Consider the following 24,491-nt stretch of genomic DNA (forward strand, 5'->3'; position numbering starts at 1 on the left):
CCCGGTCATCGCGCCATCCCGAACATCCCCGTGTACAGCTCCGGGTTGATGGCCGTGCACAGACCCGCCGTGCACACCGTGACCAGCGACCACCCGATCATCAGCCCCATCCCGAACCCCTTGGGCGCGGGCCGTTTGCGCCGGATCAACAACCAGCCACCCCCGAAGGCCGCCGCCGCACTGACCACCGCAGTGAGCCCGAACAGCGCCTTGGTCGCGGTGTCGTCGTTCATGGAGGCCACGACCATGAACACGATGAATCCCGCCATCGCGTTGGCCACGATGAACGCCATCGCACCCGCCAACGCCATCGCCGCGACCTGACCGCCCTGCCCAGGCGGCTTCCCGCCCTGCTGTGGTGGTGGGGGCGGCATGTTCGGTGGTGGTCCGGGAGGAAAGTTCATGCCACGACCTTTCGTCGAAGTACACCGTCGTAGTTCCCGCGCCGGTAGCCGATGCTCCAGCGCACCGCGACCAGGACCAGTCCCGGCAGCAGGAACCATTGCGGGCGCGTCAGATCCAGCCACACCGTGTCATTGGCGCGGGTGAACTCGACCAGGAACCGGAAGATCGCATAGGCACCGACATAGAGGGTGAACAGCTCCCCCGGCGTGCTGATCCGGTCGCGCAACCACCACAGTGCGCCGAAAGCGGCGAGCTGGAACACGATTTCGTAGAGAAAGCTCGGGTGCATCGCCACACCGGCCACGCACCCGGGGCACTGCGGCACCGTCGCGGGCGCGTGGATTCCCCACGGCAGGCTCGTCGGCCGACCCGGTGCTTCGGTGAGCAAGCACCCGACGCGCCCCACCGCCATGCCCAGCGCCACCGCGGGTGCGAACAGGTCACCGGTTCGTTCCCGGTATCCGATGATCCTTTTCGCGATCAACACACCCACGTACGCGCCGAGTAGGCCGCCGAGCACGCTGCGCGCACCGAACATCCAGCTCTCGAAGGGATCCAGGGTCTCGGCCAGACTCGACAACCGCATGCCGATCGCCCCACCGACCAACGCCCCGGTGACCGCGACCAGCGACTCCTCGCGCAGCGCGTCACGTCGTCGGCATTCGGCCACGAACACCACCGCGGCGACAGCGACACCGAGCGCGACGAAGAACCCGTGCGTCGGGATCCCCCACATCAGCTGCGCCACCATGGCGAAAGGTTAGCGGGCCCATCGGCCGCGGTGCGTGAGTGAAACTACTCCAGAATTCGGGTACTACCCTGTTCGTTGGTGAACGACGGTGCGGGAGTGAGTGTTTCGTTTAGAATGGTGCACGGTGAGATCCTCACCCAGGTATCGATCCTCGGGTACCAGCGTAAATCATCGCGATAGTTCCACCATTTCGGGAATTCCATCGGATACGCAGTCATACAGGGGGTCAATCATGTCTACAGCTGTCGATTTCGCGGCCAGGCTCATCGATCCGCGGGCGATCGCCGCGGCGGGCCATTCGGCGGTCCTCGCCTACATCTCACCGAGCAGGCCGGGCGCGAACTTCGGTGCCAAACCGATCACCGCCGACTACGCTCGCGCGCTCACCACTGCCGGGCTCGACATCGTCTCCATCTGGCAATACGGCAAACCCGGCAACGCGACCCCGTCGGACTGGACCACCGGTTTCGATGGCGGTCGCCAGATGGCCGAACAGGCGTTGGCCACCCACCTGAGCGTGGGCGCGCCTCGACACGCACCGATCTTCTTCGCCGTCGACGAGGACATCTCGCTGTCACAGTGGAACAGCACGGCCGTCGAGTTCTTCCGCGGCGTCAATGCGGTGCTGGGTACGGCATGGACCGGGATCTACGGGCACTCCCGGGTCTGCGCGTGGGCGATCGAGGACGGGGTGATCGGGGCGCGAGGGGAATTCAGCTGGGCGTGGCAGACACGTGCCTGGTCGGGCACCGAACGGGAACCGCGCGCCGTGCTCTACCAGCGGGTGATCGACACCCCGAGCAACCCCGGACCTCTCATCGACGGCACCCGCGTCGACGTCAACGACATCCTCGCCCCCGACTTCGGGCAGTGGGCGATCGACCGCTCGGCATCGGTACCGCAGTTCACCGAGATCGACCGCCTCGGACCCTCGCACTCCCCGCGCGACGGCGCCAGGGTCACCAACTTCCTGTTGCACACCCAGGAAGGCAACGGCACCGCCGAATCCCTTGCCGCGTATCTGAACAACCCGGCCAACGGAGTGTCCTATCACTACACGCTGCGCGACGCGGTGGTGGTGCGGGTGGTGCCGGAGGAACTCGCGTCGTGGTCGGTGCTCTCAGCGAACCCTTTCACCGTGAATCTGTGCTTCGCCGGCAGCCGGATCGCGTGGTCGCGTGAGCGGTGGCTGAGCATCGACGGTGATCTGCGGATCGCGGCGTACCTCGCCGTGCGCAGCGCGCACCGGCACGGGCACTCGACCGAGGTGATCGGGCCGGATTACCACGTCGCCGACGGTATCTCCGATCACCAGTACGTCACGAGGGCTCTCGGTATCGGCTCGCATACCGATGTCGGCCCGAACTTCCCGTGGGATGTGTTCGCGGCCCACGTCGCCTCGTTCGCCGGTGGGACCGGGCAGACCGCGATCGATGCCCGTGCCGCCGCGTCCCCGTGGTTGGGCGCGCGCCGCACAGACGGCGAACTCCCCACCCCGGACGGGGTGGGACGTTTCGCCGAATTCGAGCACGGCTACGTCTATTGGCATCCGGCCACCGATGCCCACGCCATCCCGACGACGGTCATGGCCAAGTACGTCGAGCTGGGGCGGGAGACAGGCCCCTTGGGCTACCCGACCGCCGAGCACACCGAACTGCCCGATCCGCGAGGTTCCGGACCCGGGCTGGCGCAGGCTTTTCAAGGCGGCACCGTCTACCGGCGCGCCGCACAACCCGCGTACTGGGTGCACGGCGCGATCGGTGCCCGTTGGGCGGCAACCGGGTCCGAGAACGGCGAGCTCGGCTGGCCTGCCTCCGACGAGACCGCCCACGACGACGGGATGTATCAGGCGTTCGAATTCGGCCGGATCTACTGGGTGCCCGAACAGATCGTCGCACTGCGCAATTCCGGCGAGCCCGACACCCCGATGCCTCGGCCCGCCTGAGGGGTCAGGCCAGCAGGATCGCGAGGGTGGTGGCACCGGCACCCAGGACCAGCGCCGCCACCACCAGGAGCGCGATCAGCCGCGTTCGTGACGTCGGGCCGGTGTAGGTTTCTTCGGCGTTCAGCATGTCGTCGATGTCGATGGCGGCGAACTCACGGGTCGATTCGAGAGGGCCGGGCTGCTCGGTCATGTGCGTGACGCTAGTCCAGGTCGCTACTCACCGCCGCCGATACCCCACTGATGTTCGCGGGCACCGGGGTGCGGGTGGTGGCGAGGAGTTCGTCGAGCTGAGCTTCGGCGCGTTCGGCACGGGCCAGGGTTTGCTTGCGGGCATCGTCGAGCGCGGCCCATCGTTCGGCGGCTTCGGTGCGCACCTGTTCCAGTGCGGCCACCGATTCGTCGCGGCGTTGCTGGGTTTCGATGCTGGTGGTGCGGCGCAATTCCGCGAGTTCGGTGCGGGTGCGGTCGAGTTCGCTACGCGCGGTGTCGAGTTCGGTGCGGGCCCGGCGCCACTCCTCGCGTGCTTCGGCGGCCGCCTCTACTCGTTCGGCGGTGGCTTGTTCGGCGCGTTCGGTGGCACGGTCGGCGTCGGCGGCCCGCTGGATCGCCAGGTCGCGTTCGGCGTTCGCGGCCGCGATCCGGGCATCGGCGTCTCGGCGCTGGTGGGCGATTTCGGTGTCGGCGCGATGTTCGGCGCGTGCCACACTGTCGTCGGCGTCTTGTTTGGCTTTGTCGATGTCGTCGGCTGCTTGTCGTTGCGCCGCACGCACTTGCGCCTCGGCGTCGCTGCGCGCGGCGAACACGTCTTCGGCTGCCTGCCTGGTGAGCGCGTCCACCGAGGCCACGACCTCATCCCTGGCTGCGAGCGACTCACTCACCGCGTGCTCCGCCTGTTCCGCGGCAGCCACCGCCTCTTCGGCCACCGATTCCGCCAGTGCGCGTGCCTCTTCGGCTTCGCGCCGTGCTTGTTCGGCCGCCACCGTCGCGATCTCCGCCTCGGCGATCCGTCGCGCCGCGTCGGCCTGCACAGCCTGGACCTGCGCCTCGGCCACCGACGGATCCCCGATCGTCTGCAGCTCGGCCACTGCCGCGTTCAACGTGGTCCCCAGCTGCTCGGCGAGCCCCCGAAACTGCCCGAGCAGCTCATCGGCCCGCAACCGCGCCACCGTCACCGGCCCCTGAGCCGTCACAGTGACAGTAGCCGCCGCACTCTCGGACTCCTGTTGCTGCCGTTGCCTTTCCCGCCACGCCCGCCACCGCGTGTGGTCGGGGTGATCGCAGTACTCAGAGGGACGACCCGGACCGCCGGCGCGGGTAATGGGGCGGGCGCAGCCCGGATAGTTGCAGTTGCTCGACACAGGAGAATCGTAGCGTTGGTTTCGTCATTTTCGGACGTATTGCACGAAACGAAACCCGTGTCGCCTCTTGAAGACTTGAATCCAGAGGTCTCGGTCCTGACCGCCGATAAGTGAACATTATCGGCGGTCAGCCAGCTAGCCGGTTCCCAAACACCTCGGATTATTTACGTTTACGTTTGGTTGGCATCAACGCTACGTATTGTAAACGGAACACAGCGAAAACTGTGCCCGGTGGTACGGGCGTCCATAACGGCGCCGAGGACCACAATGAGGTCCTCGGAGGCCGCGGGGAATGGCCGAGTCGACCGGTTTGTGTTCAGCCCCTCGAGGGTTCGCCTATTCGGCAGACGCGCGTGGGACCGGCTCGCTCAGCAGGCGGATCGCCAGGAGGGCAATCCAAATGCCACTAGCGATGATCCCGATCCGTTCGATGAGCCCTGCTGGTCCCCCGTCTACCAATTTGGCGGTGAGGGCGAAGGCGACATAAGAGGTGGCGACCAGTAGGCCGGTGGCAACCGAATACCGGGACCAGCCGCGGTTTTCGAGCGCCTGATCGCGCCGTGCCAGCACGAAGCAAGCCGCAGTCAGCGAACTGAACTGAACCAGACCGAGGAGACTATGAACGGCGCCGTGGACGGTCAGCGCTTCCGAGGCTCCTACTGGGTAACCCAGCGACGGGTCGGGAAGGATCGGCCCGATGGCGACGAAGGTGAAGCCATAGATCCCGAGCAGGATGGGCACCCAGGTGGAACCACGTCCGGTACGCAGAAGCTGCCTCGTCCCGAGGGCAAAGGCGAGCAGGAGCGTTCCGGTGACGATGTAGTTGGCTATCTGCATCCACCCGCCAGGCCCCAGTTCGAGGTTGCTGTCGGGGACGACCCAGGCGTTGTAGTCAGGGCGTATGGCCCCGAGGACGTGAATGACAACAATGTTGAGCAGCGGAGCGATGACACCGCAAGCCAGCAGCAGTCTCATCGCCGCTGTCTGCTCACCAGTACTTAGTGCTGAGGCTTCCATGAACATCACTATCGACCGATCGGTCACCCCGGAGATTGGAAAAATGTTCCCCATGCCCGGTACCGATCCAGGGCGATGACAGGCAGATTGTCCGCGTGCAGCACCCCCGGTGTGCGGTCCGCGAAGATCGACACATCCCGGCACAGATGAGCCTGATCGGTGTACCCACACACCGCGGCGACGTCGGCGGCGGGCCGGCCCGCCAGCAAACCGGCGACCGCACACCGGAATCGGACCAGCATCGCCGCCCGCTTGGGTGTCAGACCGATCTGGGATTCGAACCTCGCCCACAGCCGTTTGCGGCTCCATCCGAGGGATTCGGCGAGCTCGCCGACCTTCACCTGGCCACCGGAGGCGAGTATGCGCTGCCAGGCGGCGGTCACCTCGGGATCCGGCGTCCGCATCGGCCTGTCGCACTGCGCCAGAAACGATTTCGTCAGGGCGAACCGTTCCTCCCAGGTCCGGGCATCCGCGAGTTGCTCCCGCAGTCGCCGAACCTCGGATCCCCACAGCTCCTCCAACGGGACAACGCCACGCCCCAGATCGGTTGCGGCAATACCCAACAGGGAGTGCGCCCGAATCGGCGACATGCGAACCTCCACGCACTCTGCCCGCGTGCTGCGAATGCGCGTGGCCGCCATGGGAAGTCCGACGACGAAACCGCCCAATGACTGCTGACCACCAGCCTCGCCGACAATCAGGTCACGACCCCCGAACTCGATCACCACAGCGACCGCCGTCGTCGCGGCAACCCGCAAGTCAAGCCCGCCGCCGGCCACATCGCGGTATCCGATGATCGCGGCACCCGACGGCGCGGCCGCGGACGGATCCGCGAAATCCCAACCCACACCAGGCCCGCAGCCGATATCCGCAACTCCCACCTGGTTCAGGCTACGGAAACGTGGTGGCGCGGCGGATGCGCCATACAGGCCGCACCGATGAGTTCCGGGTGGTTCTGTCGTCGGAACCTCTGAGTGTTCCGACTGACAGGAGTCCAGGCATGACGAGACCATTTCGAGGTGGCATGAGCGCGGTACGGGCGAACGGTGTGGACCTCGGCATCGAGAGCTTCGGCAGCGAAGACGATCCGCTGGTCATGCTGGTCGGCGGCACAACGATGCTGTCCTGGCCCGACGCGCTGTGCGAGCGGCTCGCGTCGGGCGGGCGGCGTGTGGTCCGCTACGACCTGCGTGACTCCGGCGCGTCGACGACCCTCGACCCGGAGAATCCGGCCTACGACCTGCGCGATCTCGGCGCCGACGCGGCCGCGCTGGTCGGGGTGCTGGGTGCCGGGACCGCTCATCTCGGTGGTGTCGGTGTCGGCGGGATGGTCGCTCAGGTCGCCGCGCTGGACTACCCGGACGTGTTCTCGGCACTGACCCTCGTCGGCACCCGGCCGGTGGCGCCGGGACCGGCCGACGACGACCTGCCGGACCACGACCGCGCGGTCATGGGCGCGCTGTTCTCCCACGCGCAACCTGACTGGACCGACCGGGATGCCGTAGCGGCGTTCGCCGCCGAGGGTGCCGAGCTGCTGGGCGACGATGCGGAGCAGGCGCGGGCGACTGCGGCTCGAATCTGGGACCGGACGCCGTCGAGCGATCCCGCGGTGCACCAGGCGAATCAGCTCGGGATGGTGTTCTCGCGGATCGACTGCGCCCCGCGATGGCGGGAGCGACTCGGTGAGCTCGACGTGCCCACGCTGGTGGTGCACGGTCGCGCCGACCCGTTCTTCCCGGTCGGCAACGGCGAGGTCCTCGCCGCCGAGATCCCCGCGGCGCGACTGCTCGTCCTCGAGGACATGGGTACCTCCTTGCGAGCTGACGCGGCGGACCAGGTCGCTGCGGCGATGCTCGCCCTCTGACCCGCGGCTGGACGCGCTGGCATGACATGGCGCGCTACTACTTGACAGAGTGCGTAATACTGTAACGCATGATGCTCCGCCCAGACGGCATGACGATCACTGATGAGTCCGCGATCGGCCTGGCCGCGTCGATCCGCGCTCGCGAGGTGACCGTCCGTGCGGTGATCGACGCCCACATCGCCGTTCTGGAACGCTTCGCGCCTGCCACGAACGCCGTGGTCGTCGATTGCTACGACACCGCGCGACAGCAGGCCGATGCCGCCGACGCCCACCTCGCGACCGGACCTGCGGACCTGCCGCCGCTGTTCGGCGTACCGATCACCGTCAAGGAATCCCTGGCGGTCGCCGGCTTGCCCAACACGGCGGGTGTCGTGGCACGAAAGCACCTGCGGCCGGCCGCCAATGCCACTGTGGTGCAACGAGTCCTGGACGCGGGCGCGATCGTGCTCGGGCTGACGAACACCTCCGAGGGGTGCATGTGGATCGAGTCGACCAACCGGGTCTACGGGCGAACCAGCAATGTGCACGACCGAACACGCACGGCGGGCGGGTCTTCAGGCGGTGAGGGTGCCGCCGTCGGCAGCGGCGGATCCCCATTCGGGTTGGCCACCGACACCCTCGGCTCTATCCGCATCCCCGCCTTCTGCAACGGTGTATTCGGCCACCGTCCCACGACCGGCCTGCTCCCGACCACCGGCGCCTGGCCACCGCCCTTCGGGGTCGCCGCCTTGTGCTCCAACGGGGTCATCGCCCGCCGCGCAGCCGATCTCATGCCGCTGCTGCAGATCATGGCGGGCCCCGACGGGACCGACCCACTGATACAGGAAGTCACCCTCGGTGATCCGGCGACGACCTCGCTCCGCGGTGTTCGCGTGGTGCTGCTCGACAAGACGTTCGCCCCCGGGGTCGGCCGCGAGGTGCTGGCAGCACGAGACCGGGCCGCCGCCGCGCTCACCGACGTCGGCGCCGAGGTCACCCACGTACCGATGCGTTCACTGCGAATGATCGGTCTCTTCGCCACGATCGTGCTGGCCGAGGAAACCGGGATCAGCTTCGCCGAGATCATGCGCAACGAAGGCGCCGACATCCTCGCGGTAAGCCAGCTCACCGCCGCCCGTGGGGACCACACACTCGCCACCCGGCTCCTGGCACTCGGCGAACTGATCGCAGCACGACTACCCACCCCGGCCGCCCGGCGCATCACCGCAGCCGCACACAACGCTGCCACCGAGATCACCGAAACCATCGGCGACGGACTGCTCCTGCACCCCACCCTGACCACGGTCGCACCCCGCCACGGTCGCACCACCGGGCGCCCATGGCGCACGAACACGGTCGCGCCGTTCAGCCTCGCAGGACTGCCGGTCACCCAGGTTCCGCTCGGCCGCGGCACCCATGATCTGCCACTGGGGGTTCAGGTGGTCGCCGGCCCGAACCGCGATCACCTCTCGATCGCGGCGGCCCTCACACTCGAGCAGGCGTTCGGCGGTTGGGTCAGGCCACGCCACTGACCACACTCGAAGACGGTTCCCCGAGTGCCGGTGCCTCAGTGCCTGGCTGCCTCTTCGATAACGGCGGCGACCGCAGCGGGCTGTGAGACCAAGGAGGCATGGGAGGCGGGGATTTCGGAGGTGCGGGCGCCGATGCGGTCGGCCATGAAGCGCTGGGAGGTCGCCGGGATCACCCGGTCGGCGCCGGAGACCAGGTACCAGCTGGGTATCCGGGTCCAGGCGGGCGGGCCGGAGGGTTCGATGTTCGCCGCGACGGCGATGGAGCGCTGGTGGGCGATCATGTCGGTTGCGGTGGCATCGCTGACATCCTGCGCGAATACCTCGTGGAACGACGCGGGGGCGACATAGCCGTCGAGGTTCTTGCCCGCGATGCCCTGGCTGTCGTCGACGACGGCGACCTGCAGGACCGGCGGCAGCAGGCGGCTGCCGGGGAAGCGGATCGGATCCAGTGCCAACTGGGCGGGCTCACCCTGCTGCGGGGCGAACGCGGCGATGTAGACCAGCGCGGTCACATCGGGGTCGTCGACGTTGGTGATCACCGTGCCGCCGTAGGAATGTCCGACCAGCACGATCGGTCCGTCGATCGTCGCGAGCGTGCGTTCGACGGCGGCGGCGTCGTTGGCGGGACCGCGCAGCGGGTTATCGGGGACCACGACGCGGTAGCCGTCGGCGCGCAGGGCCGCGGCGACACCGTCCCAGCTGGTCGTGTCGGCAAACGCGCCGTGCACGAGCACCACGGTGGGGGTGTCGGCGGCCAGGGCGGGGGCCGTCGCGCAGAGCGCGCCCGCGCTCAGGCCGACCGCAACAGCAACCGCCACATTCGATCGGAGCCTGCTCGTCATGACTTCGTCCTCTCACCCTCGGAGATTCGGCGAACGCCCACGCAACAGTATTGTCCACCGCCCCGAAAATGATCAGCAGGCGGCCACCGTCGGGATCGTCGACGCTTTCGATCTGGCGGCGATGTCTCCTTTCGGGTAGGAGTGGAGGCCGATAGAGGGGGAATCGTGGGGGAACGAATCAGTCCGTCGGCGACGGGCTCGCGGGTGAGTGAGCGCCGAGTGCGCTCCACCGAGGAATGGCTGGACTACTTCCAGCGGAATGCGACACGGCAGCGGCCCATTCCGTGGCAGACGAACGGAATCGGAGCCGGTCCGGCAGAGCTGGCACCGATTCGCCGCTCACTGCAGGCTTGGCAGCTCGGCGAAACATCGGACGGACGGCACCTGGCCGCATCCGCTGACCGATACGCCACAGCGACCGGCGACCCCGCATACCGCGACGTCATCGACTTGTTCATCCGAGAAGAGCAACGCCACGGCGCGCTGTTGGGTCGCATCTTGGACGATGCGGGAATCCCACGCCGACAAGCCGATTGGGGCGACACCCTATTTCGGCGACTCCGGTACAGCATCACCGACATCGAGGTCTGGACCACGCCCGTCGTCATGGTCGAGACCCTGGCGATGCTCTATTACAACGCGATCCGCCGAGCCACCGGCTCGCCGGTTCTCCGCGCGGTCTGCGCCCAGATCCTCGCCGACGAGGTACCCCACGTGCGGCTGCAATGTGAACGTCTCGCCGTGTTGCTGCACAACCGGTCCCGCACCCGCTACCACCTCACGATGCTCATCCACCGCATCCTGTTCCTTGTCGTCGTGCTCCTGGTGTGGACAGGCCACCACCGCGCCCTCCGCGCCGGCGGCTACACCTGGACCCACTACCGCCGCACGGCCTACGCCAAAATGCGCCGCGCCTGGCAACGCATGGATCCGCAACGGTACGTCTGGACCTGATTCGCAGATGGCGAAAACGACGCCTCTGGATGGGCTTTCAGTTCACGACGTCCAGAGTGTCGAACCGGTGGGCGGACCAGATGCGGCGCGAATTCTCCTCGGGATAGGGCTGGGTGTTCGGTTCGGCGTTGTAGACGCGGGTGGTTCGCGCATGCGGGTCATAGGTTGACCAGCCAGGGTTGCCGGTGGTCGCGAAATTCACCCAATCGGTGCGCATGTCGCGGGAGACGCTGACTGCTTCTACGGCAGCGTTCGGGTAAGCGGCAGGATGATTGCGCACATCATCGACGCTGAGCGTGCCGAACACGAGCAGAAAGTCGAGACTGTGCGAGGCATCCTGTTCCCGGTTGTAGCCCCAGCCCAGTTCATAGGTCCACGCTTTCCCGTTGCCGGTGTGTTGAGCGTCGGCAAGGTGCAGGCTGGGCATCCGGAACAACCAGTCGGCGTTGACGAGTTCATCCAGCTGCGCCGCGGTGGCGTCAGGGTATGCGGCGCGGTAAGCACGGCCGCCATCCGGAGCGGGCGCGAGACGATCGAGTGTCGCGGTCAGCCGCTTCTCAGCTCGTTCACCATCGAGATGGGCAGCGTAGAGCCGGTATTCATCGCGGGTATGCCCGACGAGCAGGTCGACGCGCTGGGCGCTGCCACCGCCCAGCGCGCGCCACGGAGCATGCGGGAGAAGGTCACCGTCGACGACGGGTGAGAACGGTGTCGGCGTCAGCGCCATAGGTCCCCACGAGTCGACGAATCCGGGCATCTTCCGCAGGATCGTGTCCGTCGCAGCAAGCAGCGACCGCGGCGGAATACGGGCCAGTTCACCGAGGGTGGCCTGGGTGCCGAGTTCTGCGGCGATCGTCTCGGTAATCGCGCCGGCGAGCCGTGGAGAGAAGTAGGTGCCCGGGACGCTCTGGGCGATCGCACGACGAAACAGCCCGGCTGCAGTCGGCATCGTCAGCAGCGCGGCAATGCAGCCGGCGCCGGCGGATTGACCGAAGACGGTGACATTGCCCGGATCTCCACCGAAGCCTGCGATGTTGTCGTGCACCCACCGCAGTGCGGCGGCCTGATCAAGAATGCCGCGGTTGTCCACGGCACCGGTGATGTGGGCGAAACCCTCCACTCCGGTGCGGTAGTTCACGCTGACCATCACCACGCCCTCTTCGGCGAGCGTCGCACCGTCGGCATCCGGGTTGCCGGTGGAGCCTTCCAGGTAGGCACCGCCATGGATCCACACCATCACCGGAAGCCGGGCATCACCGAGGTCGGGTGACCACACATTGAGCGTCAAACAGTCGGCGGAACCATCTGCGGTACTACCGAACTCCGCCGTCATCACCGAGCCCGCGTGGGTCGTCTGCGGAACCGGTGGACCGAACTTCGATGCGTCGCGCGTCCCGTCCCACCGCCGCACCGGGACGGGAGCCTGGAATCGGTGCGAGCCGACCGGCGGCTCGGCATAGGGGATGCCACGGAAGACCGCCAGAGCGCCCTCCCGCCTGCCACGCACAACTCCGGCCGCCGTGCGGATTTCCGGTTCGATGCCGGCTTCGGTATTCATCCTGTACGAACCTACTCACGAAATGGTGCTCGGAAGCCGCCGATCTTCTGCTCGAGCAGTTCGGCCAGCCGCAGCGGGGTGCGGTCCTCGAACATCGGACCGATGAGCTGCACTCCCACCGGCAGGCCCTCGGCGGACCTGCCCGTAGGTATGGCGGTGGCGGGTAGGCCGGGCATGGTGGCCAGACCTGCCCAGGCGAGCTGGTCGAGGAACGGGTACTCGACGCCGTCGATGTCGATTCGGCGTGCCAGCAGATCGGGGTGGTGGTCGTGGGGGAATGCGGGAGTCGGGGTGATCGGGCAGACCACGGCATCGAACTCGGCGAAGAGTTGCCGCCAGCCGTGGCGGTGGAGTTCGCGACCGTTGTTCGCCTCGCGCCAGTCGCGGTGGGTGAAAACCATGCCGCGCAGCCGGGTGGCGACGAGACCCCGGTCGTCGGTGCTCAGTCCGGCGGCGCGGGTCCGAAGCTGTTCGTACGCTTCGACGGGAAAGCTCGCGACGGCGCCCGAGAACAGCAACTGCATGTAGAGCGCCGCGGCTTCGGTCAGATCGGGCAGCAACGGACTGCGCCGTTCGACGTGGGCACCGCCGTCGACAAGCGCGTCGGCCACCCGGTTCACGCCTGCCCGCACCGCGAGCCCGGTCGCGATGAGCGGATGCTCGTCGAGGACCAGGACACGGAAATCGCTGAGCCGCTCGTGTCGCGGGGCCTTCAGCGTCAGGTTGTACGCCATACCGTGTGTCAGTGGGTCCGGTCCGGCCATGACATCGAGGAGCAGGGTGAGGTCGCGGGCAGTGCGCGCCATCGGACCGACAACGGCGAGGTCGAGATCGACCGGCAATGCCGAGGCGGGCGGTGCGACCATTCCGCGGTTCGCCGCCAGACCGAGTGTCGGCTTGTGCGCGTAGACACCGCAGAAATGCGCCGGGGTGCGCAGCGAACCGCCGATGTCGGAACCGATGGACAGCGCGCCGAATCCGCACGCCAAGGCCGCCGCCGATCCACCGGAGGAACCGCCCGGCGTGCGGGTGTGATCCCACGGGTTGTTGGTGGTGCCGTAGATCTCGTTGAAGCTCTGGATATCTTGCAGTCCCAACGGCACATTGGTCTTGCCGAGCATCACCGCGCCGGCGGCTTCGAGCCGTGACACCTGTACCGCATCCTCGGTCGGTACATAGTTTGCGTGCTGCGGCATGCCCCAGGTCGTGGGCAGCCCAGCGATGTTGTAGGACTCCTTGACCGTCACCGGAATACCGAGCAGCGGCCGATCCTCACCGCGGGCGCGCGCCTGATCGGCCCGCTGCGCGGCGGCCCGAGCACGGTCGAAGTCCGGCACGCAGATCGCGTTGATCACCTTGTCGTCGCGCTCGATCCGGGCGATCGCCTCATCGGTCAATTCCACCGATGTCACCTCACCGGTACGCAAAGAGGTCGCGAGTTCTTCTGCCGACTGACGATTCCAATCCATGAATGCGACGCTATGGGCCCGCCGGAAAGGACATAAAATGCCGTTTCGCACAAAGGGGAAGTCGAGCGGACCACCTGCACCGGACAAGTCACACGTTCGTTCTGCCATCGAAGACGGCCCACCCCAGGTCACAGCGTCGGTAGCGGGCCGACTCCATGAGGCAGGCCATGAAATGTCGCTGTGCACAATGGGATGGTTGTCTCATTCGACGACCCACAAATAGGGCCCGAGCAATTACGGGGGATACCGCTGGATGCGGTTCAGCCCAGCATGTTTTCGATGAGATCGGCGGCGCGCGTGGTCCCGCCTTCGGCTTTTGTTTCGGTGCGCAGCTGCGCCGAGCGGCGGGCGACCTCCGGGTCGCCGACCAAGTCGTCCAGGGCGGCCCGAAGGTTCTGGGCGGTGGCGTCCGGGGTGTCGATGCGGCGGGCCACGCCTAATTCGACGAGCCGGTCCGCGTTCATGAACTGCTCGGCCCCCTGCGGCACGGCGATCATCGGGACACCCGCCAGCAGCCCCTCACCGCAGCCGCCCATACCGGCGTGGGTGATGAAAGCGTCCGCTCGTTCCAGGATCGCCCGCTGGGGAACCCAGGAGTGCACTTCGACATTGGCCGCGATGTCGCCGAGCTCGTTCGGGTCGGTGTGTTTGCCGATTTGCAGGACCACGTGCCAGCCGGGCAGGTTACCGAAGGCTTTCAGGCACTGGCGGTAGAACTCCGGTTGGCGGGTGTACGCCGAACCCAGGGAGATCAGCAGTACCTGCTCCGCGTCGGCGGGGCGCGCCCAACCCGCTGACTGGCGTGTGTCGAAGCAGGGGCCGACGAAAGTCACTGTGTCGGAGTCGACTTGGTCGGCGTGTGGTTGCATCGCTCGGGGAATCAGCGCCAGTGCATCGGCGGGCGAACCGGAGAAGTCGTCGACGTCGGTGGTCGAGGCACCGCACTCGGCGAGCCACTGGGCGAACCTCGCCTGGTAGGCGTCGGCACCCGGTAGGTGGCGCAGGTGTGCCGCCACGTCCGGTTCGTAGCCCTTCCATGCCACGAAAGTGGGCGAGAGCTGCATCATCTCGCGGCCCTGGGCTTCGGCGAGGGCGCGTCCGGCATAGGCGCCGATGTCGTACAGATAGAGATCCGCGGGGTCGTGGTCGTAGACCGCGCGCAGTTGCGGGAGGGCCAGTAGCGCATTGTCGAAGAACAGGTTCATCACCGCAACGGGGTCGTCGGGCCAGTTGTTGTCGGCCACCGGCAGTGTCGAGGTGCACTCGACCAGCTCGGCACCGGCGCCGGTGATCAGGTCTGCGACGGCCGGGTCGTTGGCATAGGTGACGCGATGGCCACGAGCCACCAACTCACGGATGACCTCGAGGCTCGGCAGGACATGGCTGACGATGGGGATGCCGACCATCGCGATATCGGCTGGGCGAGAGGGCATTTCACTCATTTCCGGGATTCGGCGGCGGCTTCCAGGTCGTCGATGCTGCCCGACATGATCGTCGGCACGTGTGCGGTGATGTGCTCGGCGGGCCAGTCCCACCACGCCACCGCCAGTAGCCGGGCGACATCGCTGTCGTCGTAGCGGGTTCGGATGAGGCGGGCCGGATTTCCGCCGACGATGCCGTAGTCGGGGACATCGGTGGTGACGACGGAGCCGGTGCTGATGATCGCGCCGTGGCCGATCCGCACACCGGGCATCACCGTCGTGCCGTTGCCGAACCAGACGTCGTTGCCGATCACGGTGTCGCCTCGGCTCGGCAAGCCGGTGAGCAGGTCGAAGTGGTTCGACCAGGAGCCACCCATGGTGGGAAACGGGAAGGTCGACGGGCCGTCCATGCGGTGGTTGGCCCCGTTCATGATGAACCGCGTTCCGGTGCCCAGCGCGCAGAACTTCCCGATGATCAGTTTCTCCGGCCCGTAGTGGTAGAGGACATTGCGCGTTTCGAACGCGGTCGGGTCGTCGGGGTCGTCGTAGTAGGAGTACTCGCCGACCTCGATGAGGGGCGAGGTGATCAGCGGCTTCAGCAGCACGACCCGCGGCTGGTCCGACATGGGGTGCAGCACGGTCGGGTCCGCGGGAACAGGCGTGGAATCGTCGGGCACAGCGAAACTCCTTCGGCGCGTGAGCTATCGGGTGCCCGTGGAGGTCGAACACCAAAGGCTTCCTAATACGACAACTGTCGCACTAAGCTACGTTGACAGCACCAGCCCGTCAAGCGATCGGTGTGCCGACAATGAGATCCGCATCGGATAGTTCCGAGCCCGCTCCCCCGGCGCGCTCCCGCCCAGGGGGCCGAACGGCCCGCATCCGAACCCAGGTGCTCGACGCCGTCACCGCCGAGCTGGCCGAACACGGCTACGACGCACTCAACATGGACGCCGTCGCGACCCGCGCAGGCGTGCACCGCGCCACGGTGTATCGCCGCTGGCAAGACGTCGGCGGCCTGCTCGCCGACCTCTTCGACGCGGCGAGCGACCAGCCATGGCACCCCCGCGACACCGGCTCCCTACGCGGCGACCTCGCGGCGCTCAACCACGAGATCCAGGATTCCCTGACCGAGGAGCCGTCGCTCGCGGTGGCACTGATCGCCGCCTCGTTCCGATCCGAGGAAGCCGCCCGAGCGCTACGGCGACTATGGGATGACCGCTACACCCAGTCCGAGATCATCGTCGAGCGAGCGATCCACCGCGGCGACCTTCCCCCCGACGTCGACGCACGCGCCCTGCTGATCGCCGCCACCGCACCGATCTACCACCACTTGGTCCTGCTACGCACCCCACCCGACCCCCACCTACCCGACCGCACAGCCACCACCACCGCCCTCGCCGCGGAATCGGGCGCATTCACCCGATGACACACGCCCACAGATTCCACGTCGGCACCGATCCCACCAGACCGCCGCTCATTCTGCTTCACGGCTCAGACGGCAGGGAGGCCGATCTGATGCCGTTGGCCGACGACCTCGCACCAGGTGCAACGAAGCTCGGCATTCGTGGAACAGTCGCCACAGACAGCGGGTATGCCTTCTTTCGTCGGCATCCGGATCGCCGAGTGGATGAGGCAGACATTGCGGCCAGAGTTCCGGTCCTTGCGGAATTCATCGAAGAGTCCTGCGCCGACTACGACCTCACAGAACGGCCTGTCGCCATCGGTTTCTCCAACGGCGCAATCATGACCGCAGCCTTGCTGAGGAGTCATCCCGGCCTGCTGGCGGGGGCGATCCTGTTCCGGCCGTTGGCACCGTTCGCCCACGATCTCCCCTATCGACTGGACGGGACGCCGGTGCTGATAGTCGACGGCACGAACGACAGCCGCAGATCATCCGGGGATGGTCTGCGGCTGTCGCGACGGTTGCGTCGTGCCGGAGCGATGGTGACCCATCATGTGCTGCCGGTCGGCCATGCGATTACCGGCGGGGACGGCGAGGTCGCACGCGAATGGCTTCGGGCGCACCAGCTTTGATCATTTCCGCGTCAGACGAGGGCTCCGTGTCGGCCCCGGAATCCTGAAGCTGTCATCAAGTGCAAAGTGACGCGCCAGTAGGACGTTGGGGGGCTTACGGTTTCGTATGTGCGTCAGGAATGGTCGACCGAGGACCTGATCGGGTCATGGACGCTGGTCGGCATCGACTGGCAGTTGGTGAAGAACAAGTCGGGTGCTACCCGGTTGGGGTTCGGGCTGCTGCTGAAGTTCTTCGAGCTCAAAGCCCGGTTTCCACGCCAACCGGACGAAGTGCCAGCGGCTGCGGTCGCATACATGGCCGAGCAGTTGAAGGTCGATCCGGGTGAGTTCACGACCTATCCCTGGGAGGGCAGGTCGGCGAAGTATCACCGTGAGCAGATCCGGGACGCGTTCGGGTTCCGTGAGTTCAGCATCGGCGACGAGGACAAGCTGACCGGATGGTTGGCAGCCGAAGTATGTCCGGTCGAGCTGCGGGACGAGCAATTGCGGGAAGCTGCGCTGATCCAATGCCGAGCCGAGCGGATCGAACCGCCGACCCCTGGACGGATCGACAGGCTGATCGGGTCGGCCCGTGCGAAGTTCGAGAAGAAGTTCTGCGAGCGCACAGTGTCCCGGCTCGGCGAGACATCCATCGAGAGGCTGAACGAGCTGGTCGCGGTCGGCGCGGCGCCCTTGTCCAGCGGCCGGGGGTTGTTGGCGGAGTTGAAGTCCGACCCGGGCAAAGTCAGCCTGGAGACACTCCTACGTGAGGTGGACAAGCTCGCCTCAGTGCGCGCCCTTTCGCTTCCAGTGGACTTGTTCGCCGATGCCAGCGACAAGCTGGTCGATGGCTGGCGGGCACGGGCGGCGCGGTCGTTCCCATCGGATCTGCGCGGCATGCCGGAGCCGATCCGGTTGACGTTGTTGGCGGCGTTGTGCTCGATGCGGTCGGCTGAGATCACCGACGCGTTGGTCGATCTGCTGATCGAGCTGGTCCACAAAGTGAATACGCGGGCGGATCGGCGGGTGGAGAAGGAACTGACCGAGGATCTGCGCCGGGTTCGTGGCAAGGACAATATCCTATTCCGGCTGGCGCAGGCCGCGGTCGACCATCCCGACGACATCGTGCGCGAAGCCCTGTACCCAGTGGTCGGGGAGAAGACTCTGCGGGAGCTGGTCAAGGAAGCCAAGGCCAACGACCAGGTGTTCCAGGAACGGGTGCGGACGGTGCTGCGCAGCTCTTACTCCAACCACTATCGGCGGATGCTGCCAGCTCTGTTGGCGGCCTTGGATTTCCGCTGCAACAACACCGCCTACCGGCCGGTGATGGTTGCCATCGAGCTGCTTGCGCGCTACGCGAGCATCGACGGCAAGGTCCGCTTCTACGACCAGCACGCCCTGGCCCCTGTGGACGGGGTGGTGCCGAAGGCGTGGCGCGAGGCGGTGGTCGACGAAAAGGGCCGGGTCGAGCGGATCCCGTACGAGTTGTGTGTGTTGGTCGCGTTGCGTGACGCGATCCGCCGCCGTGAGATCTACGCCGATGGCGCGAACCGGTGGCGCAACCCCGAAGATGACCTGCCCGGAGATTTCGATACCGCCCGCGAGGTGCATTACGCGGCGATCCGCAAGCCCCTGGACCCGACCCAGTTCATCGACGGGCTCCGCTCTCGGATGAGCGAGGCACTGACCCGGCTCGACCGTGGCCTGACCGAGAACACGACCGGCGGAGTCCGATTGACACGGCGACGTGGTGAACAGTGGATCAGCGTGCCGAAGTTGGACAAACTCCCTGAGCCGGAGAACCTGGAGAAGATCAAAGCCGAGGTAGCCCGCCGGTGGGGCACCCTGGACCTGCTCGATGTCCTCAAAGACGCAGATTTCCTCACCGACTTCACCGCCGAGTTCACCTCGGTAGCCTCTCGCGAGGTCATCGACCGCGGCACTCTGCGCCGCCGACTGTTGCTGGATCTGTTCGCGTTGGGCACGAACATGGGTATCCGGGCGATCGTGAACACCGGCGAACACGAAGAATCCGAGGCGGCGCTGCGGCATGTGCGCCGACACTTCATCACCCGCGACAATCTGCGCCGCGCGACGACGAAATTGGTGAACGCGACGTTCGAGGCGCGAGATCCGAGCTGGTGGGGCACCGGCACCGCCTGCGCGAGCGATTCGAAGAAGTTCGGGTCGTGGGAGTCGAACCTGATGACCCAATATCACCAGCGTTACGGCGGGCATGGGGTGATGATCTACTGGCATGTCGAGCGCCGCAACGTGTGTATCTACTCCCAGCTCAAGTCATGTTCGTCGTCTGAAGTGGCGGCGATGATCGAAGGGTTGCTGCGGCACTGTACCGACGCGGAGATCGAAGCCAACTACGTCGATACGCACGGCGCGAGCGTGGTCGGGTTCGCGTTCACCGAGCTGCTCGGGTTCAAGCTGGCGCCTCGGCTCAAGAACATCGGCTCGATTCGGCTGTACCGGCCCGACGACACCAGCGTCTATGGGGAGCTGGGACCGGTGCTTACCCGCCCGATCCGGTGGGACCTCATCGCCCAGCAGTACGACCAAATGGTCAAGTACGCCACCGCCTTACGCCTGGGCACAGCCGAGTCGGAATCGATCCTGCGACGATTCACCCGTGGCGGCCCGAAACACCCCACCTACCAGGCGCTCGAGGAGCTGGGGCGGGCCGTTCGTACGATCTTCGCCTGTGACTATCTGGCATCGGAAGACCTGCGCCGGGAGATCAACAGCGGGTTACAGGTGGTGGAGAACTGGAACTCCGCCAACGGGGTCGTCTTCTACGGCAAGGACTCCCAGCTCACCGGCGCCGACCGCGAGCACGCTGAGGTGTCGATGCTGGCGCTACACCTGCTGCAGTCAGCATTGGTCCACATCAATACCTTGCTGCTCCAGGCGGTGCTGGAAACGCCTGAGTTCCACGATCTGGTGGGTGATACCGAGCGACGTGCGATGTCGCCGCTGTTCTGGTCGAATATCAACCCATACGGGCGATTCCGACTCGACATGGACACCCGCCTGGACCTGAGCAGGCAACAGATCGCCAGCTGAAGCATGGCGTTGAAGGGCCCCGCTCGTACAGCGCAAACGTCTGACCTGCTCGCTACCGCCGGATTTCTGCCGGTTGCTCCCCTACCCCGGGCATAAGTCGCGCGAAAGCCGTTCTACCTGCACTGTTGTACACTTTTCTTCGGATTGTCACATCCGATCGGATAGGTTGTCAGCCGTGCGGGCCTTCTGAACATCGTCAGAATCGCGACATCAACCCAATCCCGAGCCGGGGTTGGGTTTTTTCATGCCCAGGCATCGGTGATGTGGCTGCCGACCGGATCGTGTGCCATCTGACCGGATCCGGTTCGGCCAGAATCGCTGACCTATTGCTCGCCGCAAGCAACACGATCCCCGCGCTGACTAACCGTTCAACAGTAGCGACACCCGATTCCGTTGTGGGTGCACATATTTCGGCTGTCACGCCCAGTTCCTCATGGGAATCGCCCGTAGCGGACGGCTTCTTCGTACCGCGTGACTGCCAGTTCCGACAACTCGTGCCGTGCCCGATGACGTCGATCGAGCACGGCACGTGCCTATTTCCGCCCCTTGGCCGCTCCCCGTGTGGGAGCGGCCTCTTTCATGAAATACCGAGGTACACACTGTGGCACCCGAATCTCCCGTGCAAGGTCCGTCGATCGCTGAGGGCCAAGGCAAGCCCCGGGTCCCACCGCCGGCGGCAGTCCCTGTGCAGGGCCCGTCGATCGCTGAGAGCGAAGGCAAGCCCCGGGTCGCTCCTGCCCCGACGGTGCCGGACAGTACGTCACCGGCGGTAACGACGCTGACCCCTCAACAGCAGCAATTGGCGCAGCAATATCAGCAGGCCGGATTGATACCGAGCAACGATCCGCCCAAACCCCAGCAAGCGCCACCGGTCGGTGGCGTGGAGGACGTCATTGCGCTGACCCAACACCAGCCCAAAGACGGTCAGAGCTTCGACCTACCCAGCGGGCCGACGGTCAAGGACGAGTCGGTGAGGTTGCCGAACGGGTTGACGGGAAACGAGGCGACGATATCGGGTCCCGGCCTCAGCACGCCCGTCGTGTCGGGTCCGAAGTCAGCGATCTCGCCACAGCAAGCGGCCGGGTTGTTCGCGACGGACTCCGCCTACACCCCAGAGCAGCGCGACCGCGATCTCGCGTTGCTCAATGGCCCCCGAGTTCAGGGCCCATACACCGAGGCTGGCCTGGCCGCGGAGACGGCTGCCAAGCAGGCCGCCACGGCCCGACTCAATGCGCACTGGAACCAATCGGCACTGCCGGACTTCGCCGACGGCAGTACCGTGCTGCCTGGACTCGGGTACAGCGCGGCTCAGTTGGCCAATGACCTGAGCCTGGCCTCCACCACCGGCACGTTGGATGCCCGCAGCGATCAGTTGCGCAAGGAGGCCACCGCCCGGCTCGCCCTGAATGCCTACACCAAGCAACAACAGGACGACGATCAGGCCACGGCCCAGCTCCAGCGTCCGTGGGTCGCGACTTCGGACCGTCTAGCCGAAGTCAGGCTGCTCATGGGCCGGGGCTACACCGCGGAGGAAGCACGGAATACGGTGCTGTTCCTCGAAGCCAGGGACGCCCGCAATCGACTCGCACAGGCCGGCATTGGGCTCCTGACTCCTGAACAGGCCCAACAGCTCGCGGACACACCCAAGTTGTATCCGACCGACCCGCGCAAGTCACTCATCGCCGATACCACCCCGTACGACCCCGACGATGACAAATACCCCAACGTCAACCAGGGGATGCAAGAGGCGGATTTCCGGAACCTGCTCGGGGAATTCACCGGCCTCAACGACCTCACCGAGGGCATCGAAGACGGCAATTGGGGACAAGCCGCATTCGGCGGGTCTATGGCGGTTCTGACCTTCGTCCCAGGAGTCGGCACCCTGATCGGGCGCGGCGTCGGCAGAGCCGGCCGAGGGATCGGCAATTGGGCCGAAAAGGGGCTCGAGGCCGCACCCGCGTCCCTCACCGCAGCAGAAGCCGCTCTCCGGGCCGAGGCGGCCGCCGCTGGCCTGTCGGGGTTCGGCGCGAAACTGCTACCAGGTGCGTCACTGGCGATCCCAGACGGTCCAAGACCCATCCTCCCCGACGGTATTCGTCCCGGCGAACTCACCCCACCCGGCATCAACCCCAAGCCGGCACAACCCGGCATCCTCGAATACCCGAAAGCTGACGAGCTGCCCTGGAACACGCAGGAAGCGATACCGGTCCCCGCCCTTGTCGCCCCACCACACACCATCCCGCCAACGCGCGGACCCGGGTGGCCGATCAATCCCTGGCAAAAATTCGACGAATGGGGTCTCCCCGTCGACATGCTAGAGGACCCGATCATCCTCATGAGGCCGAAATTGGGTCGTCCCGGCACCACCATGCCACGACGCAGCCCCGGTCAGCACGGAAATGGGACTGGAACTAACCCGGAAACGGGTATTCCTTGGACCGGCAAGACCGGTGAAACGCCTGTTGGGCACTGGCCGGTCGGTGTTTACCGCGGACCAAATAACGGCCAATGGTACAAGAAGGTTCCGGGACAATCACTTCCAGTCAAGGTTTCCATGCCACAATGGGCAATGGCGCCTTCTGATGTCGTCATGCACGGACAGCTTATCGAAAATCCTATCGCAACCATAAAAACAGGTTTGCCTGGGTACGAACAACACATGCTCGACGAAGTGAATGCACTACAGCATCTCGACAAGTCAGCACGCGATCTTGCTAAAGCTGGACTTGTAAACCTGATAGATAGTCGCGGCATGAGACTACAGCTCGCCGATGGATCATTTAGAAAACTTACCATCGAAGATCTGTCAAAAAGCAACCTCGAAAAGAGTCTACAGAACCTTTCGGGTCGGTACGTAACGGGCGAAATAGAAGCCGTAGAAACGCTCGCCAAGGATCTGACGATCAATAAAGGCGGTGTCGACGGCTTGTCTGAGCTGCGAGGCGAGATCGGCGGTGACTATTTCGCGGAGCAGGTGGCTGGCATCAAAATTGTTTACCGAGGTTCCGGCCCCTACACTGCGGACAGGGTCGGCGTTTGGACGGACGCTGCAGGTAACAGGCGTGTCGTTCTGTTGGAGTACAAAGGCGGAAACAAACCCGATAGTCTCAGCACTCGCGTCGTGGATCCCGGCACTGGCGAGAAGATTAACGTGGAGCAAGGCACCCTGCCGTACGCCCAGGACGAATTCCTTCGACCGAATTCCGCAGCACTGCAGGCACTCAAGGATTATGACCCAAAGCTCGCGCAGCAGCTCCTGGAGGGCAAGGATTTCGACTACTTGCTCGTGCACACCGAACCTGGAACCAACAAAATCACCGCCTACGGATTCGATCCCGGCACCGCGAAGGCGTTCACTCTCAAGCAGCCCGGCATCGCGCCGGGGGCACAGCCGATCGCGGCGGAAATACCCAATGGTGGAGCGCCGTGGATCAGCGACCTAATGCTCTCGGGCCTGGACAACCTGAACGTGTGGACCGCGCTCGCGCTGCCGGTCCTCGCGCCTCTCACCGGACTCGCGTGGCCCGCGAACACCGACAAGAAGGCGGACCAGTCGATGGTCGTCAACATCAGCATGCCCAAACCGGCCACGACCGATGTCGACCCGCGCGAAACCGCCAGGGTCTTGACCTACAGCGCCCACATCCGATGACCACACCACACCCTCGCCGTCCCGATTGGGCCGTCGGAGACCACGCTCAAGCAGAAAGTAGCATTCACACATGCACGTCGACATCGAAGGCGCCACCCGCATGGCCCGTCTCGCCACAGAATTCGATTGGTCCTGGGCCGTTGACGACCTGGAACCATTCTGCGCGGCAGCCGGATGGGAGATTGTTGAACTGGGTAAAAACGGCGCGTCGCTACGCACCAACCTTCGCGTCGATCGCCCCGAGGCGAGGATGTCCGGGCGTCTCCGCACGATGGATTACATCTCGGCATTCGCTACCGACCTCGCCGACGACAGTACCCCGATGACGCAGGTGCGCCCTCTGTTGGATGGCGGATTCGCGGACCTGATCGCCGCGCTGAGTCCCCTGTTGGGGACACCCTCACGATTCGAGCCGGGCCCCCAGGCGACCGTCCGGTGGGACCTCCCGAAAGTGGTCGTCGAACTGAGCATGACTCCGAGCGCAATCCACCAATCTCTGAAGAGCCGGGCGTATCAGGCGTGGATGGACGAGCCCGAACCCGAGTACGGGGATGAGGACTAGTGTGTCACGCCTGAAATAAGCCAGATAAATTGTTAGCCTGTTTGCGTGTCGAATCGTGGGCCTTCTGCTGTTGAGATCGTTGTGTCCGACG

General features: G+C 65.7%; 20 protein-coding genes and 1 pseudogene. 10 read left to right on the forward strand and 11 right to left on the reverse strand.

The window, feature by feature from the left end:
* Positions 1–5: 5 nt before the first annotated feature.
* Both ACFWPK_RS07450 and ACFWPK_RS07455 read right to left on the reverse strand, forming a co-directional pair.
* Entirely contained in the window at positions 6–404 is a 399-nt protein-coding gene (locus ACFWPK_RS07450; RefSeq protein WP_378913728.1) for a hypothetical protein, read from the reverse strand.
* Positions 401–1,156, reverse strand: a complete 756-nt coding sequence (locus ACFWPK_RS07455; protein ID WP_378913729.1) for a prolipoprotein diacylglyceryl transferase — start codon at positions 1,154–1,156, stop codon at positions 401–403. Before ACFWPK_RS07455 ends, ACFWPK_RS07450 begins: the two co-directional genes overlap by 4 nt.
* A 232-nt stretch (positions 1,157–1,388) precedes the next feature.
* Here ACFWPK_RS07455 and ACFWPK_RS07460 point away from each other — a divergent pair.
* Positions 1,389–2,042: pseudogene (locus ACFWPK_RS07460) on the forward strand (DUF1906 domain-containing protein); the annotation flags it as partial.
* Positions 2,043–2,534: 492 nt separating this feature from the next.
* Positions 2,535–3,101: an LGFP repeat-containing protein gene (locus ACFWPK_RS07465; RefSeq protein ID WP_378913751.1), complete on the forward strand. Its 567-nt coding sequence runs from the start codon at positions 2,535–2,537 to the stop codon at positions 3,099–3,101.
* Positions 3,102–3,105: 4 nt separating this feature from the next.
* On the opposite strand, the gene ACFWPK_RS07470 is transcribed toward ACFWPK_RS07465, so the two are convergent.
* The 4 genes from ACFWPK_RS07470 to ACFWPK_RS07485 form a co-directional block, all read right to left on the reverse strand.
* Positions 3,106–3,291 carry a hypothetical protein gene (locus tag ACFWPK_RS07470; RefSeq protein ID WP_378913730.1) on the reverse strand — a complete coding sequence of 62 codons (186 nt, stop codon included), beginning with the start codon at positions 3,289–3,291 and terminating at the stop codon, positions 3,106–3,108.
* Positions 3,292–3,301: 10 nt separating this feature from the next.
* Positions 3,302–4,291, reverse strand: coding sequence for a hypothetical protein (locus tag ACFWPK_RS07475; protein ID WP_378913731.1), 990 nt, complete (start codon positions 4,289–4,291; stop codon positions 3,302–3,304).
* Positions 4,292–4,795: 504 nt separating this feature from the next.
* Positions 4,796–5,503 (reverse strand): DUF998 domain-containing protein, encoded by a 708-nt coding sequence (locus tag ACFWPK_RS07480; protein WP_378913732.1) that lies wholly within the window; start codon positions 5,501–5,503, stop codon positions 4,796–4,798.
* Complete coding sequence (locus ACFWPK_RS07485; RefSeq protein ID WP_378913733.1) at positions 5,500–6,357, reverse strand: helix-turn-helix domain-containing protein; 858 nt, start codon at positions 6,355–6,357, stop codon at positions 5,500–5,502. The genes ACFWPK_RS07480 and ACFWPK_RS07485 overlap by 4 nt, the downstream gene beginning before the upstream one ends.
* Positions 6,358–6,500: 143 nt before the next feature.
* Between ACFWPK_RS07485 and ACFWPK_RS07490 the strand changes: the two genes are divergently transcribed.
* On the forward strand, positions 6,501–7,340 hold the full coding sequence (locus ACFWPK_RS07490; protein WP_378913752.1) for an alpha/beta fold hydrolase: 840 nt from the start codon (positions 6,501–6,503) through the stop codon (positions 7,338–7,340).
* A gap of 89 nt (positions 7,341–7,429) precedes the next feature.
* Entirely contained in the window at positions 7,430–8,851 is a 1,422-nt protein-coding gene (locus tag ACFWPK_RS07495; RefSeq protein ID WP_378913734.1) for an amidase, read from the forward strand.
* 35 nt (positions 8,852–8,886) lie between these two features.
* Here the strand turns inward: ACFWPK_RS07495 and ACFWPK_RS07500 are convergent, their stop codons facing one another.
* Positions 8,887–9,693 carry an alpha/beta fold hydrolase gene (locus ACFWPK_RS07500; protein WP_378913735.1) on the reverse strand — a complete coding sequence of 269 codons (807 nt, stop codon included), beginning with the start codon at positions 9,691–9,693 and terminating at the stop codon, positions 8,887–8,889.
* 165 nt (positions 9,694–9,858) lie between these two features.
* On the opposite strand from ACFWPK_RS07500, the gene ACFWPK_RS07505 reads away from it, so the two are divergent.
* Entirely contained in the window at positions 9,859–10,647 is a 789-nt protein-coding gene (locus ACFWPK_RS07505) for a ferritin-like domain-containing protein (protein ID WP_378913736.1), read from the forward strand.
* Positions 10,648–10,684: 37 nt separating this feature from the next.
* On the opposite strand, the gene ACFWPK_RS07510 is transcribed toward ACFWPK_RS07505, so the two are convergent.
* The 4 genes from ACFWPK_RS07510 to ACFWPK_RS07525 all read right to left on the reverse strand — a co-directional run bounded on the left by ACFWPK_RS07510 (position 10,685) and on the right by ACFWPK_RS07525 (position 15,721).
* On the reverse strand, positions 10,685–12,205 hold the full coding sequence (locus ACFWPK_RS07510; RefSeq protein WP_378913737.1) for a carboxylesterase/lipase family protein: 1,521 nt from the start codon (positions 12,203–12,205) through the stop codon (positions 10,685–10,687).
* Positions 12,206–12,216: 11 nt separating this feature from the next.
* Complete coding sequence (locus ACFWPK_RS07515) at positions 12,217–13,674, reverse strand: amidase (protein WP_378913738.1); 1,458 nt, start codon at positions 13,672–13,674, stop codon at positions 12,217–12,219.
* A gap of 260 nt (positions 13,675–13,934) precedes the next feature.
* Positions 13,935–15,107, reverse strand: a complete 1,173-nt coding sequence (locus tag ACFWPK_RS07520) for a macrolide family glycosyltransferase (protein WP_378913739.1) — start codon at positions 15,105–15,107, stop codon at positions 13,935–13,937.
* Between the two features lie 5 nt (positions 15,108–15,112).
* Entirely contained in the window at positions 15,113–15,721 is a 609-nt protein-coding gene (locus ACFWPK_RS07525; RefSeq protein ID WP_378913753.1) for a CatB-related O-acetyltransferase, read from the reverse strand.
* A gap of 182 nt (positions 15,722–15,903) precedes the next feature.
* Here ACFWPK_RS07525 and ACFWPK_RS07530 point away from each other — a divergent pair, with 182 nt between their 5' ends.
* The 5 genes from ACFWPK_RS07530 to ACFWPK_RS07550 all read left to right on the forward strand — a co-directional run bounded on the left by ACFWPK_RS07530 (position 15,904) and on the right by ACFWPK_RS07550 (position 24,400).
* Positions 15,904–16,524, forward strand: a complete 621-nt coding sequence (locus tag ACFWPK_RS07530) for a TetR/AcrR family transcriptional regulator (protein ID WP_378913740.1) — start codon at positions 15,904–15,906, stop codon at positions 16,522–16,524.
* 89 nt (positions 16,525–16,613) lie between these two features.
* Positions 16,614–17,132: an alpha/beta hydrolase gene (locus ACFWPK_RS07535; RefSeq protein ID WP_378913741.1), complete on the forward strand. Its 519-nt coding sequence runs from the start codon at positions 16,614–16,616 to the stop codon at positions 17,130–17,132.
* A 108-nt stretch (positions 17,133–17,240) separates the two neighbouring features.
* A complete protein-coding gene (locus ACFWPK_RS07540; RefSeq protein ID WP_378913742.1) occupies positions 17,241–20,186 on the forward strand; it encodes a Tn3 family transposase in 2,946 nt (981 codons plus the stop codon).
* A 601-nt stretch (positions 20,187–20,787) separates the two neighbouring features.
* Positions 20,788–23,838 (forward strand): hypothetical protein, encoded by a 3,051-nt coding sequence (locus ACFWPK_RS07545; protein ID WP_378913743.1) that lies wholly within the window; start codon positions 20,788–20,790, stop codon positions 23,836–23,838.
* A 70-nt stretch (positions 23,839–23,908) separates the two neighbouring features.
* A complete protein-coding gene (locus ACFWPK_RS07550) occupies positions 23,909–24,400 on the forward strand; it encodes a DUF6301 family protein (protein WP_378913744.1) in 492 nt (163 codons plus the stop codon).
* Positions 24,401–24,491 lie beyond the last annotated feature (91 nt).

This window comes from Nocardia sp. NPDC058519 (assembly GCF_042719755.1).
Taxonomy (GTDB): Bacteria; Actinomycetota; Actinomycetes; order Mycobacteriales; family Mycobacteriaceae; genus Nocardia.